At 48.9% G+C, this 15,308-nt stretch carries 18 protein-coding genes; 15 read left to right on the top strand and 3 right to left on the bottom strand.

Annotation, left to right across the window (positions count from 1 at the left end; all coding sequences use genetic code 11):
• Positions 1-12: 12 nt before the first annotated feature.
• From AC5YBZ_RS17185 to flgA, 3 genes are all read right to left on the bottom strand, one after another.
• Entirely contained in the window at positions 13-474 is a 462-nt protein-coding gene (locus AC5YBZ_RS17185) for a flagellar protein FlgN (protein WP_494520519.1), read from the bottom strand.
• A complete protein-coding gene (flgM, locus tag AC5YBZ_RS17180) occupies positions 467-754 on the bottom strand; it encodes a flagellar biosynthesis anti-sigma factor FlgM (protein ID WP_475515294.1) in 288 nt (95 codons plus the stop codon). Before flgM ends, AC5YBZ_RS17185 begins: the two co-directional genes overlap by 8 nt.
• A 94-nt stretch (positions 755-848) precedes the next feature.
• Positions 849-1,463 (bottom strand): flagellar basal body P-ring formation chaperone FlgA, encoded by a 615-nt coding sequence (gene flgA / locus AC5YBZ_RS17175; RefSeq protein ID WP_494520520.1) that lies wholly within the window; start codon positions 1,461-1,463, stop codon positions 849-851.
• Positions 1,464-1,684: 221 nt separating this feature from the next.
• Between flgA and flgB the strand changes: the two genes are divergently transcribed.
• The 15 genes from flgB (at position 1,685) to AC5YBZ_RS17100 (ending at position 15,274) form a co-directional block, all read left to right on the top strand.
• Entirely contained in the window at positions 1,685-2,035 is a 351-nt protein-coding gene (gene flgB, locus AC5YBZ_RS17170) for a flagellar basal body rod protein FlgB (protein WP_110458435.1), read from the top strand.
• An 8-nt stretch (positions 2,036-2,043) separates the two neighbouring features.
• Positions 2,044-2,463, top strand: a complete 420-nt coding sequence (gene flgC, locus AC5YBZ_RS17165; protein WP_494520521.1) for a flagellar basal body rod protein FlgC — start codon at positions 2,044-2,046, stop codon at positions 2,461-2,463.
• Positions 2,464-3,126, top strand: coding sequence for a flagellar hook assembly protein FlgD (locus tag AC5YBZ_RS17160; RefSeq protein WP_494520522.1), 663 nt, complete (start codon positions 2,464-2,466; stop codon positions 3,124-3,126).
• 23 nt (positions 3,127-3,149) lie between these two features.
• The gene (flgE, locus tag AC5YBZ_RS17155; RefSeq protein WP_494543249.1) at positions 3,150-4,358 is read left to right on the top strand and encodes a flagellar hook protein FlgE; all 1,209 of its coding nucleotides are present in this window, start codon (positions 3,150-3,152) and stop codon (positions 4,356-4,358) included.
• 11 nt (positions 4,359-4,369) lie between these two features.
• A complete protein-coding gene (locus tag AC5YBZ_RS17150; protein ID WP_494543248.1) occupies positions 4,370-5,104 on the top strand; it encodes a flagellar basal body rod protein FlgF in 735 nt (244 codons plus the stop codon).
• A 13-nt stretch (positions 5,105-5,117) separates the two neighbouring features.
• Positions 5,118-5,903, top strand: coding sequence for a flagellar basal-body rod protein FlgG (gene flgG, locus AC5YBZ_RS17145; protein ID WP_475515288.1), 786 nt, complete (start codon positions 5,118-5,120; stop codon positions 5,901-5,903).
• Positions 5,904-5,912: 9 nt separating this feature from the next.
• Complete coding sequence (gene flgH, locus AC5YBZ_RS17140) at positions 5,913-6,587, top strand: flagellar basal body L-ring protein FlgH (RefSeq protein WP_494521560.1); 675 nt, start codon at positions 5,913-5,915, stop codon at positions 6,585-6,587.
• A 15-nt stretch (positions 6,588-6,602) separates the two neighbouring features.
• Complete coding sequence (locus AC5YBZ_RS17135; protein WP_494520524.1) at positions 6,603-7,718, top strand: flagellar basal body P-ring protein FlgI; 1,116 nt, start codon at positions 6,603-6,605, stop codon at positions 7,716-7,718.
• Complete coding sequence (locus AC5YBZ_RS17130) at positions 7,718-8,122, top strand: rod-binding protein (protein ID WP_110458427.1); 405 nt, start codon at positions 7,718-7,720, stop codon at positions 8,120-8,122. The genes AC5YBZ_RS17135 and AC5YBZ_RS17130 overlap by 1 nt, the downstream gene beginning before the upstream one ends.
• Complete coding sequence (flgK, locus tag AC5YBZ_RS17125; protein WP_494520525.1) at positions 8,119-9,492, top strand: flagellar hook-associated protein FlgK; 1,374 nt, start codon at positions 8,119-8,121, stop codon at positions 9,490-9,492. The genes AC5YBZ_RS17130 and flgK overlap by 4 nt, the downstream gene beginning before the upstream one ends.
• An 11-nt stretch (positions 9,493-9,503) precedes the next feature.
• Complete coding sequence (gene flgL, locus AC5YBZ_RS17120) at positions 9,504-10,421, top strand: flagellar hook-associated protein FlgL (RefSeq protein WP_494520526.1); 918 nt, start codon at positions 9,504-9,506, stop codon at positions 10,419-10,421.
• Between the two features lie 12 nt (positions 10,422-10,433).
• The gene (locus AC5YBZ_RS17115) at positions 10,434-11,444 is read left to right on the top strand and encodes a hypothetical protein (protein ID WP_494524140.1); all 1,011 of its coding nucleotides are present in this window, start codon (positions 10,434-10,436) and stop codon (positions 11,442-11,444) included.
• A 156-nt stretch (positions 11,445-11,600) separates the two neighbouring features.
• Positions 11,601-12,722, top strand: a complete 1,122-nt coding sequence (locus AC5YBZ_RS17110) for an ISAs1 family transposase (protein ID WP_096035922.1) — start codon at positions 11,601-11,603, stop codon at positions 12,720-12,722.
• A 297-nt stretch (positions 12,723-13,019) separates the two neighbouring features.
• Positions 13,020-13,820 (top strand): flagellin N-terminal helical domain-containing protein, encoded by an 801-nt coding sequence (locus AC5YBZ_RS17105; protein ID WP_494543247.1) that lies wholly within the window; start codon positions 13,020-13,022, stop codon positions 13,818-13,820.
• Positions 13,821-13,945: 125 nt separating this feature from the next.
• Complete coding sequence (locus AC5YBZ_RS17100; RefSeq protein ID WP_494518922.1) at positions 13,946-15,274, top strand: IS4 family transposase; 1,329 nt, start codon at positions 13,946-13,948, stop codon at positions 15,272-15,274.
• Positions 15,275-15,308: the final 34 nt, after the last annotated feature.

Genomic DNA, 15,308 nt, shown 5'->3' with positions numbered 1-15,308 from the left:
TTCAGCTTAACATTAGCGAGCTAGGTGATTGCCGTAATCTATCTGTTGATGCTGGCTATCAGGATTGAGCAACCGAGTGAGGGTTTCTTGCTGCAATGCTAATAGACGGCCATTCACTTCATTGGCCTGATGGCTATCTTTCACTAGCAACTGTAAGTTATCCCACAAAATTTTAATTTGTGGACGCAACTGATTCGGAAGGGCGGCCAGTAAGCGCTTCATACCATTGGCATCGCCATCAAACCCCAATTGTATCAGGATCTCACTACGCTGAGCGGCCCGTTGTGCTAGTTTGTCGCACAGTGCCGTTTGACGCGTATTATGCAGTGATAGCCCTTGGTTGTCGGTGCGCTGCATTAATTCTCTTTGATGTTTCAGCATGCTTTTTAGCTGGCTGTAGTCATCCACATCTAAGCGAATATCACGTAGCAGCGTCTGCACTAACAAGCGCTTATCAACTTGGGGTTTATCCATGTTGGTTAAGCATCTTATCGGCAATCTGATCTAAATCTACTGAGAAGCTACCGTCTTGCAGCGACTGACGCAGTGCGGCAATTTTGTCATGATCCACATCGTCAAGTTGCTGTAGTGCCTGCTGAGATTGTTCAAGCGACTGCCAATCCTGACTGATCGAAAGCTGCGCTGGAGCAGACGTAGCGGCTGATTGAGGCGCTGGGGTGGCTTGAGCATTAACATTGCTCTTATTGGCCCCAATCTCAGCACCAATAGCGCTGTTGATTTTATTGATTTCCATTGTACTCACTCGATAATTCGGCTTGATACTCTATATGAGCGACCGGATTGTGACATCGCTAAAACTTTTTTAGGGATTTTTTAAGCTAATAAGCCTAAAACTGGGTGCGGACTCGACCTTTGGCCACCACATAGGCGGTGATCACCTTGCCTGAACTGCTATTTTTAACCCGAATAGCATCGCCCTCTTTACCCACATCCAAGGCGACGCCGAGCATATTAGCATAAAACCCCTCACTGCTGGCCTCGATAATCACCTCATCGCCGACATTAATCAGCCTTGGCGCCTCGAGATAGGCGGCGCGAATAGGTTTATTTTTACGCAGTTTGCGGGTTACTTGTTGGCCAAGCAAGTTGGCCTCTTGGGTGATCACATCTTGATCTGAGGCCTTCAGCGGTAACATTTTCCAGTGCAGATCGGCAGATGTCACTATCTCATCTCTTTGCAAGTTCCTATTGGCGACAGGTAAATAGGCGTGCAGCGTCACTTTTGCCCTGACATACAAAGACCAACCTTGAGAGGGGCAACTCAGCTTGCGTTGCACTCGGCCGAAGGGTAAGCCTTGAGGCGGATCTATGGTGATGCTTTGCGGGCAAGGCTCAAGGTTATCAGCCCCTGATGGCACGCGAATCACCATCTTATGTTGCACCTTATCGATAGCCTGTTGCTGTTGCCAGCGGCTCAGTTGTGTTTCGATTGAGCGCCGCATCTGTTGCTCAATTTGTGCGCTGGCGGAAGTTGTGTCTGTCTGGCTATACACCGGCAGCGGAAGTAAACCGAATCCGCCTAAGAGGAAGAGGGAAGTTAGGCTTCCGACTATGGCAGGCCTCAACATCTAAGTGTTTGTTTAATTTGATTTAAAATACTTGGCATATTAATTGGATACTCAGTGCCATAAACATTGTTGAGCATACATTACTAGGAATTGAGATGGCTATCAACCTCGATACGGCGTTGGGAATTCACCCCCAAACACTGAACTTTAGGGTAGAGAGAAGCAAGGTGCTGGCGGGTAATTTGGTGAACGCCGAAACCCCAGGTTACAAGGCGCGAGATCTGGACTTCAGTAAGGTAATGGCTCGCATTGAATCGGGTGCCAGCAACGCTAATCGCTACGATATCGGTTATCGCGTGCCTTATCAAAGCTCTGCCGACAATAACACGGTTGAGCTTGGCAAAGAGCAGGCGAGATATTCGCAAAATGCGATGGATTATCAGACCAGCCTGACATTTCTTAACATGAAAATTGCCGGCTTAAAAACGGCTATCGAAGGTCGCTAGGAGTCCCTATGTCATTTGGAGAAATCTACCAAATAGCGGGTGCAGGCATGAATGCCCAAACCATACGCTTAAATACCGTGGCCAGTAACTTAGCCAATGCCGGAACGGCTGCCGAGTCGCCAGAGCAAGCTTACCGTGCGTTAAAGCCGGTATTTGCCACTATCTATAGCCAGATGCAAGAAGGCAAAGCCGCCAGCGCCTCGGTTGAGATTAGCGATATAGTGCAAGCCGATGCGCCGCTGGATATGCGTTATGAGCCCAACCATCCGTTTGCGAACGAGCAAGGTTACGTGGCGTATTCCAACGTTAATACCGTTGAAGAGATGGCCGACATGATGGCGGCGAGCCGTTCGTTTGAGACCAGTGTTGAAGTGATGAACCGTGCCCGCTCTATGCAGCAGGGCTTACTGCAATTAGGAAACAAGTAAATGGAAGTAGGACGTACTACGGACAGCCAAGCGCAGCAGAGCGCTAATGTGTTGCAAGCGCCAGGCAATGATGCTGCCTCGCTCAAAAATGAATTTATGACGTTGATGATTGCTCAGATCCAAAACCAGGATCCGACTAAGCCGATTAACAGCGCCGAATATGTCTCGCAGTTAGCTCAGTTCTCGCAAGTAGAGAGCTTAGAATATATGCGCGAAAACCAGTCGAACCAGATGGTGATGATGGAGAACTTAGGCATAGTGCAATCGGCATCGCTGATTGGTAAGAGTGCCATGGTGCCAGCCTCTGGCCTTGAGCTAGGCAATGAAGCGGTTGAAGGCAAAGTGTTTTTAGAAAACGGCGTTGAAGACCTAGAGATTGAGGTGATCAACGAGCAAGGCGAAGTGGTGCAAACCGTTAAGCTGGGCGCGCAATCTAAAGGCGATATTGCCTTTAACATTGACCCCGAAGCCTTAGGTTTGCCTGAAGGCAAATATGAGCTTAAAGCCAACGCCACCGTGGGCGAGTCGGTGTTAATGGCACCCACATACATTAAAGCGCCGATCGAAAAAATTCATTTCGCGAGCGCATCAGGAATGATGATGGCCGAGATGGGCTATGGTCTAGGCACAATTTCAGTGCTGGATATTTCTGAAGTTTCATAAATTTATTTTAATAGGGTATTAGGATGTCATTTAACATAGCGCTAAGCGGCTTACAGGCCACGACACAAGATCTCAACACCATCAGTAATAACATTGCTAACTCATCTACCGTGGGTTTTCGTGGTGGCCGCAGCGAGTTTGCCGCCATCTATAATGGCGGCCAAGCCGGTGGCGTCAGCGTCATGTCGACCAGCCAGAACTTTTCTCAGGGTGGCAGCTTAACTTACACCGGACGCCAGTTAGATATGGGGATCCAGGGTGAAGGTTTCTTCATGCTAAAAGGCGTTGATGGTGGCGGTATGTATGCCCGTGCGGGTATGTTCCATCAGGACTCACAAGGTTTTATCGTCGACCCAGTGGGTAATCGTTTACAGGGTTATGCAGTGGGCGCGACAGGCCAAATTCAAACGGGTAATACCACCGACCTGCAAGTGCAAACGGCGGCCTTGGCAGCGAAAGCCACGACTACAGTTGGCTTAGTCTCAAACCTTGATGCTCGCGTCGATGTGATTGATCCAGCGTTAGTACCCTTCGATCCTGCCAACATGGACAGCTACCACTCATCAAGCACCGTCAGTGTGTATGACTCGTTAGGTAACGAACACGCACTCACCCAATACCATGTAAAAACCGCCTCTAACGAGTGGAGCGTGCACTACATGATGGAAGGCGTTGATGTGACACCTGCTGGCGGTCACACCATGACCTTTGACTCAAACGGTATCTTAACCGCAGGCAATACCCTGACCATGAACATCAACGACCCAGCTATCTTAGATGGCGCGACGGCGATGGCATTCGATGTGGGCTTCGATAGGAGCACCCAATATGCGGCGGCGTACAATAACTCTAGCCTGAGCCAAGACGGTTACACCTCTGGTGATTTAAAAGGCGTGCGTCTTGATGACAACGGTTTGCTATATGGCACATACACTAACGGTCAAGAGCAGTTACAGGGCCAAGTGGCACTGGCTAACTTCGCTAACCCTAATGGCCTAGAACCTATCAGTAACAATGCTTGGATTGCCACTAACAGCGCCGGTCAAGCAATTCTTGGCGCGCCAGCTACAGGCACCATGGGTAACGTTACCGGCGGCTACTTAGAAGGCTCTAACGTCGATACCACCGCAGAGATGGTTAACTTGATGTCAGCGCAGCGTAACTACCAGTCTAACGCTAAGGTGCTGGACGTTAACTCGACCATGCAGCAAGCCTTACTTAACGCTATTTAAGGGCTAACAACATGGACAAGATGCTGTATACAGCCGTTAGCGGTGCTACGCGTATTATGGAAGCACAAACCATTCGCGCGAATAACTTGGCCAACGCCGAGACTACGGGCTTTAAGGCCGATCTGGAGCGAGTGAACGCCATGGCGATCCCTAACACACCAGGTAGCTTTGACACCCGAGTATTAGCCTTGACCCAAAGCAGCGGCTTTAGCCAGCAGAGCGGCGCGGTGAACCCCACGGGTCGCAAATTGGACATGGCGATTCATGACCAAGGCATGTTCAGTGTCATGGTCGATGGCGGCGAAGCCTATACCCGCGCCGGTGCCATGATCGCCGACGGTGAAGGCCAGTTGACCGTTGACGGTCGCCCCGTGTTGGGCGTCGATGGACCACTGGTATTGCCTGAGCATAAAGACTTGTTTGTCGGTGAAGATGGCACCATCAGCATTTTGCCATCGGAAGGCGGAGTGATTGAGGAAGTTGGGCGACTAAAGCTGGTGAATAGCGATATGGCACAAATGCAAAAAGGCCCAGATGGTCTCTTGTATCGCCGTGACGGCGCCGACCTGCCACAAGACGATGAAGTGCGCGTCAATAGTGGTTTCCTCGAAGCCAGTAACGTACAAGCGGTGAGCGAGCTTATCGCCTCAATGGATTTGAGCCGTCAGTTTGAAGTTCAGGTGAAATTAATGAAAAGCGCAGAGAAATTGGCCGAAGTCGGCAACCGTCTACTGCGTGACGTATAAAGGATAGTTCAGCATGCAATCAGCTTTATGGGTAAGTAAAACCGGCCTGACGGCACAAGATACTAAAATGACCACTATCGCCAACAACTTGGCGAACGTGAATACCACAGGCTTTAAACGTGATCGTGTGGCGTTTAACGATCTATTTTATCAAGTGCAGCGCCAGCCTGGTGGTCAAGTCGATGCCATGAACGAACTGCCATCGGGTTTGCAACTCGGTGCAGGTACTCGCGTGGTAGGCACCCAAAAAATCTTCACCACCGGTGATATGCAGACCACCAATCAACAGCTGGATTTAGCCATTGAAGGTAACGGCTTCTTCCAAGTGGAAGAGCCTAATGGTGAATTAGCCTATACCCGTGATGGTCAATTTTATCGCAGCAGCGAAGGGATGATGGTGACCTCTCAGGGGCTACCGTTAGTGCCTAACATAGTGATCCCAGAAGATGCGTTATCAATTTCCATCGCTACCGACGGTTTGGTGAGCGCGCAAATGGCAGGCCAAGCGGACCCACAAGAGCTGGGCCAAATCACCTTGATCAACTTTACCAACCCAGCGGGCCTACAAGCACGCGGCGATAACCTGTATCGCGAAACTGCGGCATCGGGCGTGGCGGTTGAAGGGGTGGCTGGCGACCAAGCGTTAGGCGGTTTGCGTCAGGGCGCCTTGGAAGGCGCTAACGTTAACGTAGTTGAAGAGATGGTCGAGATGATCTCGACTCAGCGAGCCTATGAGATGAACGCCAAAGTAGTATCGGCGTCTGACGATATGCTCAAGTTCCTCAACCAGTCGTTATAAGGAAGCATGATGCGTTGGTTTTACTTGCTGATGACCTTGTTGTTATCTGGATGTATTTCACATATACCAGAGCCGTTAACTAAGCCGGGCGGCGCCGAATGGGCACCGCCAGAGATAGATTATAGTTTGCCAGATGCTAAAGATGGCAGCTTGTATCGTCCCGGTTATATGCTGACGTTGTTTAAAGACAAGCGTGCCTTTCGCGAAGGGGATCTATTGACTGTTGCCTTAGATGAAAAAACCTATTCCAGCAAGAAAGCCGACACTAAAACCAGCAAAGCGCAAGATATGTCCTTTGGATTAGCCGCGGGCTCCAGTGGTTCAATTGGCGCCAATAATCTGGGCGCCGACGGCGATGTGTCTTTAGGGCGTGGTTTTAATGGTACTGGGTCAAGCACCCAGCAAAACCAGCTATCAGGCTCGATCACCGTAACCGTCGCCAAGGTATTGCCCAATGGCGCACTGCTGATCCGCGGCGAAAAGTGGCTCAGGCTCAATCAGGGCGACGAATACTTGCGCCTATTAGGACTTATCCGCACCGACGATATTGGTAACGACAATACTATCTCGTCACAGCGCATCGCCGATGCACGTATTATTTATGGTGGCCAAGGGGCGATTGCCGACAGTAATGCAATGGGTTGGGCTTCTCGTTATTTCAACAGCCCATGGTTCCCTCTTTAGGCAAGGATTTTTAGCATGCTACGTTTGTGTTTATTACTGTCAGTGTTTATCTGTGCCCAGCTTAACGCTGCTGAGCAGTCGCGCTATTTGATGGATATCGTCGATGTACAAGGTATTCGTGACAACCAGCTGGTGGGCTACGGTGTCGTGGTGGGCCTCAATGGCAGCGGTGACCGTTCGCAGGTGAAATTTACCAGCCAGTCTGTGGTCAACATGCTTAAGCAGTTTGGCGTGCAAATAGATGGTAATAGCGACCCTAAATTGAAAAACGTCGCCGCCGTTGCGGTGCACGCTACCGTGTCGCCTATGTCTAGCCCTGGGCAGACCATAGATGTGACAGTGTCATCATTGGGTGATGCTAAAAGCTTACAAGGCGGCACCCTGTTGATGACGCCACTGCGCGGCGTCGATGGTGAAATTTATGCGGTGGCCCAAGGTAACTTAGTGGTCGGTGGCTTTTCGGCATCGGGACGCAATGGCTCCTCGATCACCGTCAATGTACCTACCGTGGGCAGTATTCCCAATGGCGCCTTACTTGAGGCCGCCATTGGCAGCAGCTTTAATGATAACGCCGATATCATCCTTAACCTCAAAGATCCCAGCTTTAAGACTGCGCGCAATATCGAGCGCGCGGTTAATGGGCTGTTTGGCCCCAATGTGGCAAGAGCGGAAAACCACGGCAAAGTCTTAGTGCAAGCGCCTAAGTCGAACCGCGAGCGTGTGACCTTTATGTCGATGCTCGAAGAGTTACAGATAGAGCAAGGACGCCGCAGCCCGCGTATCGTATTTAACAGCCGCACCGGCACGGTTGTGATGGGGGGCAATGTCGTAGTGCGCAAGGCGGCGGTCAGTCATGGCAACCTAACGGTGACCATAGTTGAAGGACAAAATGTTAGCCAGCCTAATGGTGGCTATTTTGGCAACAATAATGGCGAAACTGTCGTGACCAATGAAAGCCAAGTGTCGGTCGAGCAAGGTGATAACCGCATGTTTGTCTGGCCTGAGGGCATTGCCATCGAAGCGATTGTTAAGGCGGTGAACAGTTTAGGTGCTGCGCCGATGGATCTGATGGCCATATTGCAGGCGCTCGATGAAGCTGGCGCCCTAGAAGCTGAGTTAGTGGTGATCTAATGAAACTTGAAAATAATAACGGCTATCTTAACCAGTTAAATGCTGGCGATCTGATTAAAAGCAATGGCGAGCTGGGAGCCCTTAAAGTGGTGAGTCAGCAGTTTGAAGCGCAGTTTTTGCAAACCGTCTTAAAGCAGATGCGCTCAGCCTCCGATGCGATGGCCGATGAAGAGAGCCCATTGTCGTCAAAAAACGATGGTTTATATCGCGATCTGCACGATGCCGAATTGGCTAGCCGTTTGAGCCAGATGCAAGGCATGGGCTTGTCTGAGGTGATGACTAAACAATTGTCTGGCGCGCTTAAGTCGAGCGCCGATCCTGTCGCCTATGATCCGCAACAGATGACAACCACAGCTATGCAGCCCGCACTTTTTGTGCCGCCGCACGCTAAGGACAATAAATGAGCATGTTAAACATTGGTAAATCTGGGCTGTTAGCCAGCATGGCGGCGCTCAATGCAACCTCTAATAATGTGGCCAATGCCATGGTGGCGGGTTACTCGCGCCAGCAAGTCATGACCAGCTCTGTGGGCGGCGGTGCTTATGGTGGCGGCGCTGGGGTGTTTATCGATGGCGTTAGGCGCATTTCAGACCAATATGAAGTGGCCCAACTATGGCAGACCACCAGTAATGTGGGCTTCGATAATGTGCGCAGCAGTTATTTAGGTCAAGCTGAGCAAGTCTTTGGCGCCGAAGGTAATAATATTTCTGCCGGATTAGATCAGCTATTTGCGTCGCTCAACTCGGCGATGGAGCAGCCTAATCTGGTTGCACATCGTCAAGGGGTGTTAAACGAGGCGAAAGCCTTAACCCAGATGATTAACGGCATCAACGATAGCTTAGTATCTCAGCGCGATCAGGTGACAGGTCAGTTAGGTACATCGGCCAAAGAGGTCAATGCCCAGCTGGAGATCATCGCCCGTTTTAACCAAGACATTAAGGCCGCCAGCGCCAGTGGTACTGTGCCAGCCGCATTGCAAGATGGCCGTGATGCGGCTATCGATGAGCTAGCAGCCATTGTCGATATACGTGTTATCGAAGATGACAAAGGCATGGTGAACATCTCGCTAGCACGTGGTGAACCTTTGTTGTCGGGCAATACCGTGGCTAAATTGTCAGTTGTGCCCGATCCGGCCAATCCGTTGGTCAGTAATGTAGACATCAATTTTGGTCAAAGCCATTTTACCCTTGAAGCCTCGGCCGGCGGCAGCATGGGCGCGTTACTCGATTATCGCGATAATGAATTAGCCAGCTCGCAAGCGTACCTTGATGAATTAGCCGTTAAATTGGCCGATGAGTTTAATGCTGTGTTGGCAGGCGGTACCGACTTAAATGGTGCTGCGCCAACTCAAAACCTATTTAGTTTTCAGCCGGGCAACCCCGCTGGCAGCCTACAGGTGACTAATGGCTTTACCGCGGAAGAGTTGGCTTTTGGTACCGATGGCACCCAAGGTGACAACAGCAACCTAAAAGCGCTGGTGGCCTTAGCAAACAAAGATTTGGCCTTTACTAGTTTAGGTGTGAGTACCAGTTTCTCCGAATCCTTTAGCAGCAAAGTGGGTCAGTTAGGCTCGGCGTCGCGTCAAGCCATTGCCAATGCCAAGACCAGTGTCGAGTTACAAAAAGATGCGCAGTCTCAGTGGGCCAGCACCAGTGGTGTTAACCCTGATGAAGAGGGGGTTAACTTGATCATTTATCAGCAGTCTTATATGGCTAATGCCAAAGTGATATCGACAGCCGATCAGCTGTTTCAAACCATGCTAAGCAGCTTTTAAGGGGGCCGAAAATGCGCGTGACAATGCAAAATTTGTACACTAACAATATTCACAGTCTGCAAAATACCACCATAGATTTGGCCCGCTTGAACCAGATGTTATCGACGGGAATGTCGATATTGCGTCCCTCAGACGACCCTATTGGTGCGGTGCGCGTTATGGCTAATGAACGCGATTTAGCCTCGATGGAGCAGTATGTTAAAAATATCGATTCGCTGAGCACCAGCTTAGGCCGCTCAGAGACTTATCTGTCGGGCATGGTTGAGTTGCAACAACGGATGCGTGAAATCAGCGTGGCCACTAATAATTCGACCCTATCGCCGGAAGATCGCAGTGCCTATGCTCAAGAGCTAGATGAGTTACTCGAGGCGATGGTCGATAACGTCAATGCCAAGGATGATGGCGGTAATTATCTGTTTTCGGGGAATCGCACCGAGCAGCAGACTATTACCCAAGATGCTGCGGGGCGTTATGTCTATCAAGGTGATAATAGCCAGCGTGAGGTGCAAACCTCGGGATCATCATGGATGACGGCCAACGTGACGGCCGAGCAATTCCTGTTCTCTAACGCCAGCCAAGACATTCTAAATCAGACTGCCGATTATATTGCGGTGCTCAAAGACCCCACGCTTGCGCCAGACGATGCCGCTTTTGCAACAGCTGCCGATGCGATGCAAACCTCGCTTAATGATACTTTAGACAGTATTAACAGCGCGATCACCGATATGGGTGGCAAGCAAAACAGCCTGTCGTTGATGAAAACCTCTCACGAGGAGATGGTGCTGTTTAATAAAAAGGTGATTGGCGAAACCCAAGAGCTAGATTATGCCAGCGCTACCGCTGAATTTAATGTTAAACTCACGGCCCTCAAAGTGACTCAACAAACTTTTGTTCAGGTGAGTCAGTTAACCCTGTTCAATCATTTATAAGGCGTGTGTTAGATGGTTAATGCGATAGGTGATTCGCTCAATGTGTTACGACAGAATCAGACTGTTAGCAGTAGCCATACAGCGCCAGTCGCCCCTGTACAGCAGGGGCCGCAACCCACTCGGGCCCTACCTAAGCATCGACTGGCTTCTTATGGTCGCTGGGCCAGTAGCACCAAAGAGCAGCATCAAGTGAGTGCCTCTCAGGTGGCACTGCAAGCGCTGCAGCAGGCATCAAGCTTGTTGAGCCACATTCGCCAGCAGTTGTACAGCGTGATCCGCTCAGGCTCTGGTGAGATAGGTCAGCAGACCTTATTTAAAGCCGAGCAAGAGCGGCAACGTCTGAGCCAAATTCGCCCCTTTTATCGCGGTCAACTATTACTCGATCATCATTTTAACCTGCTATCGCAAACCCCTGCTGCCACGCATGCTTTTGTGTTGCGCTCGGTCGACTTAACTGTGCCGAAGCAACGTGACGAGCGCATATTGGTGCAGCTTGGTCAGCGCTCATTACATGTGACCTTGGCTGCCGGCTTGGACCGGCAGCAGCTTAATCAGGTGTTAGCTAATGCACTCGCCCCTTTAGGGCTTAATGTTGAACGGATCAATGGCGAATGTTTGTTTAAGGCACCCAGCTCTGTGTGGCAACAGGTACAAGAAGGCTTGCTGATGATGGGCGAGGGGCAACGCTTGCCCGCTGGCGAGTTGCGTAATATCCACTTGGATGAGCGCTTTAGTGTGCAAGATCCCCGCGAGTGGGGTTTAAAGGCCGACAGCAACTTAAAGCAGACCTTAGCTAAAGTAACCAAGACACAACAAAAAATCGATAGTCAGATCCAGGTGATCTTAGCCACCCACGCCGCATTACTGAGCCAGATGCAGACATCGATGGCGGCCATTCCACCACAGACGGAGTTACAACTACTGGACAAGTTTATGCAGCCGCAACCCTTTGTCTACCAGTTGACGTCATTGATGGCGCAGGGCAATGCCAATCGCGATCAAGTGACTGCGCTATTGGGTTAAATTGTGCACATTTCTGCTGGAATCATTGACTTCAACGAGTGAGTGAGAACAGGGCGAGATCGCGAACATAATTTGAGCTATTAGGGTGATATTCGCTCAAATAGCTGGACGGGCCATATTGGCTGTGATCTTATACTCTCTTTTGTGGAGAGCCCTATGAACTCCGGTGCATTTCAACAGTTCTTTAGTTCCTTAGAAGATCCTCGTCAGTCAGCCAAAGTCGAGCATCTATTTACTGATATTTTATTCCTCGTGGTTTGTGCCTCAATAGCTGGGGCACAAGGTTGGGAAGATATCGAAGATTTTGGCGATCTCCACTTTAACTGGTTTGCCAAAAAAGGACTTTTTAAGAATGGGTTACCTGTTCATGACACTATTGCTCGAGTCATATCGAGAATAGATAGCGAGCAGTTTCAGTATTGCTTTATCGACTGGATGAAGTCTGTTGCTGAGTTATCCGACGGTCAGCTTATTGCGATAGATGGTAAACGGCTATGTGGTTCATATAATCGCGAGAACAGACTGTCAGCCATCCACATGGTAAATGCCTTCGCAACAGAAAATAACGTCGTGCTTGGGCAAGTTAAAACCGAAAGTAAGTCGAATGAAATTACCGCCATTCCCGCATTACTGGCGCTGTTGGATATAAAAGGTTGTCTGATATCAATAGATGCCATGGGATGTCAGACAGATATCGCCGAACAAATTATTGAGCGGGGTGGAGATTATTTACTTGCCGTAAAAGGTAATCAAAAAACACTGCATAATGCCGTTCGTAAGGCGCTTGGCAGCGAGATTGACGAAGAAGTGCTTTGCTTAGAGAAGCAGCACGGACGTAACGAAGCTAGAGCCTATTGTGTAATGGACGCAGGCAGCTTAGCCGACGCTTTCCCTGAATGGAAAGGGCTTAAAAGTATTGGTGTTGCGTTAAGCTATCGTCGAACGAAAAGCGGCAATGAATCCCTTGAGTACCGTTATTACATCAGTTCAGCCAAACTGAGTAAGGCTCGTTTTGCCAATGCAGTACGCAGCCACTGGGCGGTTGAAAATAGCCTGCATTGGGTATTGGACGCGTCGATGAAGGAAGACCAATGTCAAATATATAGAGGCAATGCGGCGGAGGTATTGTCCGGAGCAAGGAAGATAGCGTTGAATATGCTCCGAGCGGAAACAACTCGAAAAATCAGTATCCCACGCAAACAGAAGCGTGCACACGGCAGCACTGATTATCTGGAGCAGGTACTAACAGCAGGCTTAAAGACGTTGGGTGATATTTAAGCATTCATGCTCTCACCCTGTGAGTGAGAATATTAAGCCGACCCTAGGGTCGGCTTTTTCATGACAATGAGGTAACTCTTGCCGTGTCGTTATGCTTTTTCTGTATCGTGTTCTTAGCATCTTTTTATTTTGGAGGAGTTGATAACCACCACAGCGGCTATGGTGATCGGCGCTCGAGTGACAGGTTAGATCAATTTATTTAAAAAATTTTAGATTTTTATTTTCAGTTTTCTTTTGCACTGCCGTCTTATCTATTGTGAATCACGATGAAACATTTTAATTTCTTGGAGAATACACATGCTTTCAGTTCACACTAATTACGCGTCACTGGTTTCACAAAATGCGGTTACTAAGAGCAACGATCTACTGACTAACGCTATGGAGCGTTTATCTACTGGTCTTCGTATCAACAGCGCATCTGACGATGCTGCAGGTCTACAGATTGCTAACCGTATGAATGCCAACATCCGTGGCATGGAAACTGCCAATCGTAACATTTCTGATGCGACTTCTATGCTACAAACTGGTGACGGTGCGCTAGAAGAGTTGACTAACATCGCTAACCGTCAAAAAGAATTGGCCACTCAAGCAGCCAACGGCGTGAACTCGACTACAGATATGGCGGCACTTAACTCTGAGTTCCAAGAGTTGGTTGCTGAATCTACTCGTATTATGGGTGAAACCACTTACGCGGGTAACGACCTAATGGCTAAGCTAACTGGTGGTGTTCAGTTCCAAATTGGTGCTGGTACTACTGAAACGCTAACTGTCACCATGACTGCTCCAACTGCCCTAGCTGGTGATTTAACAACGACTGCTGGTGCAACTGCTGCAATTACAGCGATTGATACTTATATCGATGAAGTGGGTGTTGCGCGTTCTGAGCTAGGTGCTAACATCAACCGTCTAGGTCACACTGCGGCTAACTTAACTAGCATCACAGAAAACACTAAGTCTGCTGCTGGTCGTATTATGGATGCTGATTTCGCGACTGAATCTGCAAGCATGACTAAGAACCAAATGTTAGTTCAAGCAGGTACCACTATCCTGTCTTCTGCAAACCAAAACACTGGTTTGGTTATGGGTCTATTACGTTAATTGTAAGCACCTTAACCATCAAGGGGCTGCGGCCTAATGCTGATCAGTTAAGCATATAAACGATCAGTTGACCGATCTTTAAAAGGCTTCAAAATCCAATATCAGAAATGATATTGGATTTTTTTATGTCTTTAGAACAAGCTTTCTGCACCGCTTTTGAATACCACCAAGAAGCCACAGCTTTTACCAATCTTAATCACTTATTGGATGAAAACATCATCCAGCAAGCCTTTGAAACTGCGGGGGTCGCCACAGTAAGAAAACGTCGCTTACCCCTTGATGCAGTTATGTGGTCTGTCATTGGTATGAGTTTTTACCGACAACAGTCTGTATGGGAGCTTGCGACTCATATGGAGTTGATGCTACCAGGTAAAAAGAAGCTCATTGCCCCCAGTGCTCTTGTTCAAGGGCGCCAGAGGTTAGGTGTGCAGAGTATGAAAAATGCCTTTCAAATGATGGCAAAACATTACTATAGCAACACTCAATTTGAGACATGGTGTGGACTGAATTTATTAGCCGTTGATGGTGTAGTCTGGCGCACTCAAGACACCGCTGATAATCGTAATGCTTTTGGCTCACCATCAAATCAACATGGTGACACCTCATTTCCTCAGGTTCGTATGGTGTGTCATATGGAGCTCACTAGCCATCAACTGATAAATAGCGCGTTTGATGGTTATAAAACGAGTGAAATGAAGCTAGCAGAAGCGCTCATACAGTCAACTCCAGACCATAGTCTCACGATGTTCGATAAAGGTTTTTACTCCTTAAACTTGCTACATCAATGGCAACTAGGTGGTGAAGAGCGGCACTGGTTAATCCCTGCGAGAAAGGGGCTTCAGTACGAGGTTTTACACTCAAATGGCCGGTTAGATAAACAGGTGAAATTGGCAATAACCGCCCAAGCCAGACAACAAAACCCAGCGCTACCGACGCATATAGAAGCGAGGCTGGTGACAAAATCAATAAAAGGTAAGACGCATCAGGTATTAACCTCAATGGTCGACCCATTACGCTTTCCAAGTGCTGACATCGTTGAGTTATATAATCATCGATGGGAAATAGAGCTTGGCTACAGAGAGATGAAACAAACCCTACTAAACAGCGAGTATACGCTAAGAAGTAAAAAATCAGAGATGGTAGAACAGGAACTTTGGGGCTTACTACTTGGCTACAACCTGATGCGTCAAGCAATGACTGAGGCCGCATCAAGAAAAGGAATATGGGCCAATCGCCTCAGCTTCAGTAATTGTGCGAGTACGATACTAAGTTACCTAGCAAGATTACCACTGATGAGCCCAGGAAATTTACCCAAACATTACGAGCAACTGATAGAAATGCTAGGTAACTTCGAGCTACCAACGAAACGAGAAGATAGGGTGTACCCAAGGGCTATAAAGTCAAAACCAAGCAAATATCCCCATAAAAAGAAAAATGCCAATCAGCTTAACTGACTGGCATTAGGCTGCGGCCCCTTTTTTTATCCTC

It is taken from the genome of Shewanella sp. 553, from assembly GCF_059338375.1.
The sequence above is the reverse complement of the archived record's forward strand: the minus strand, read 5'-3'. Positions and strand labels throughout refer to the sequence as shown.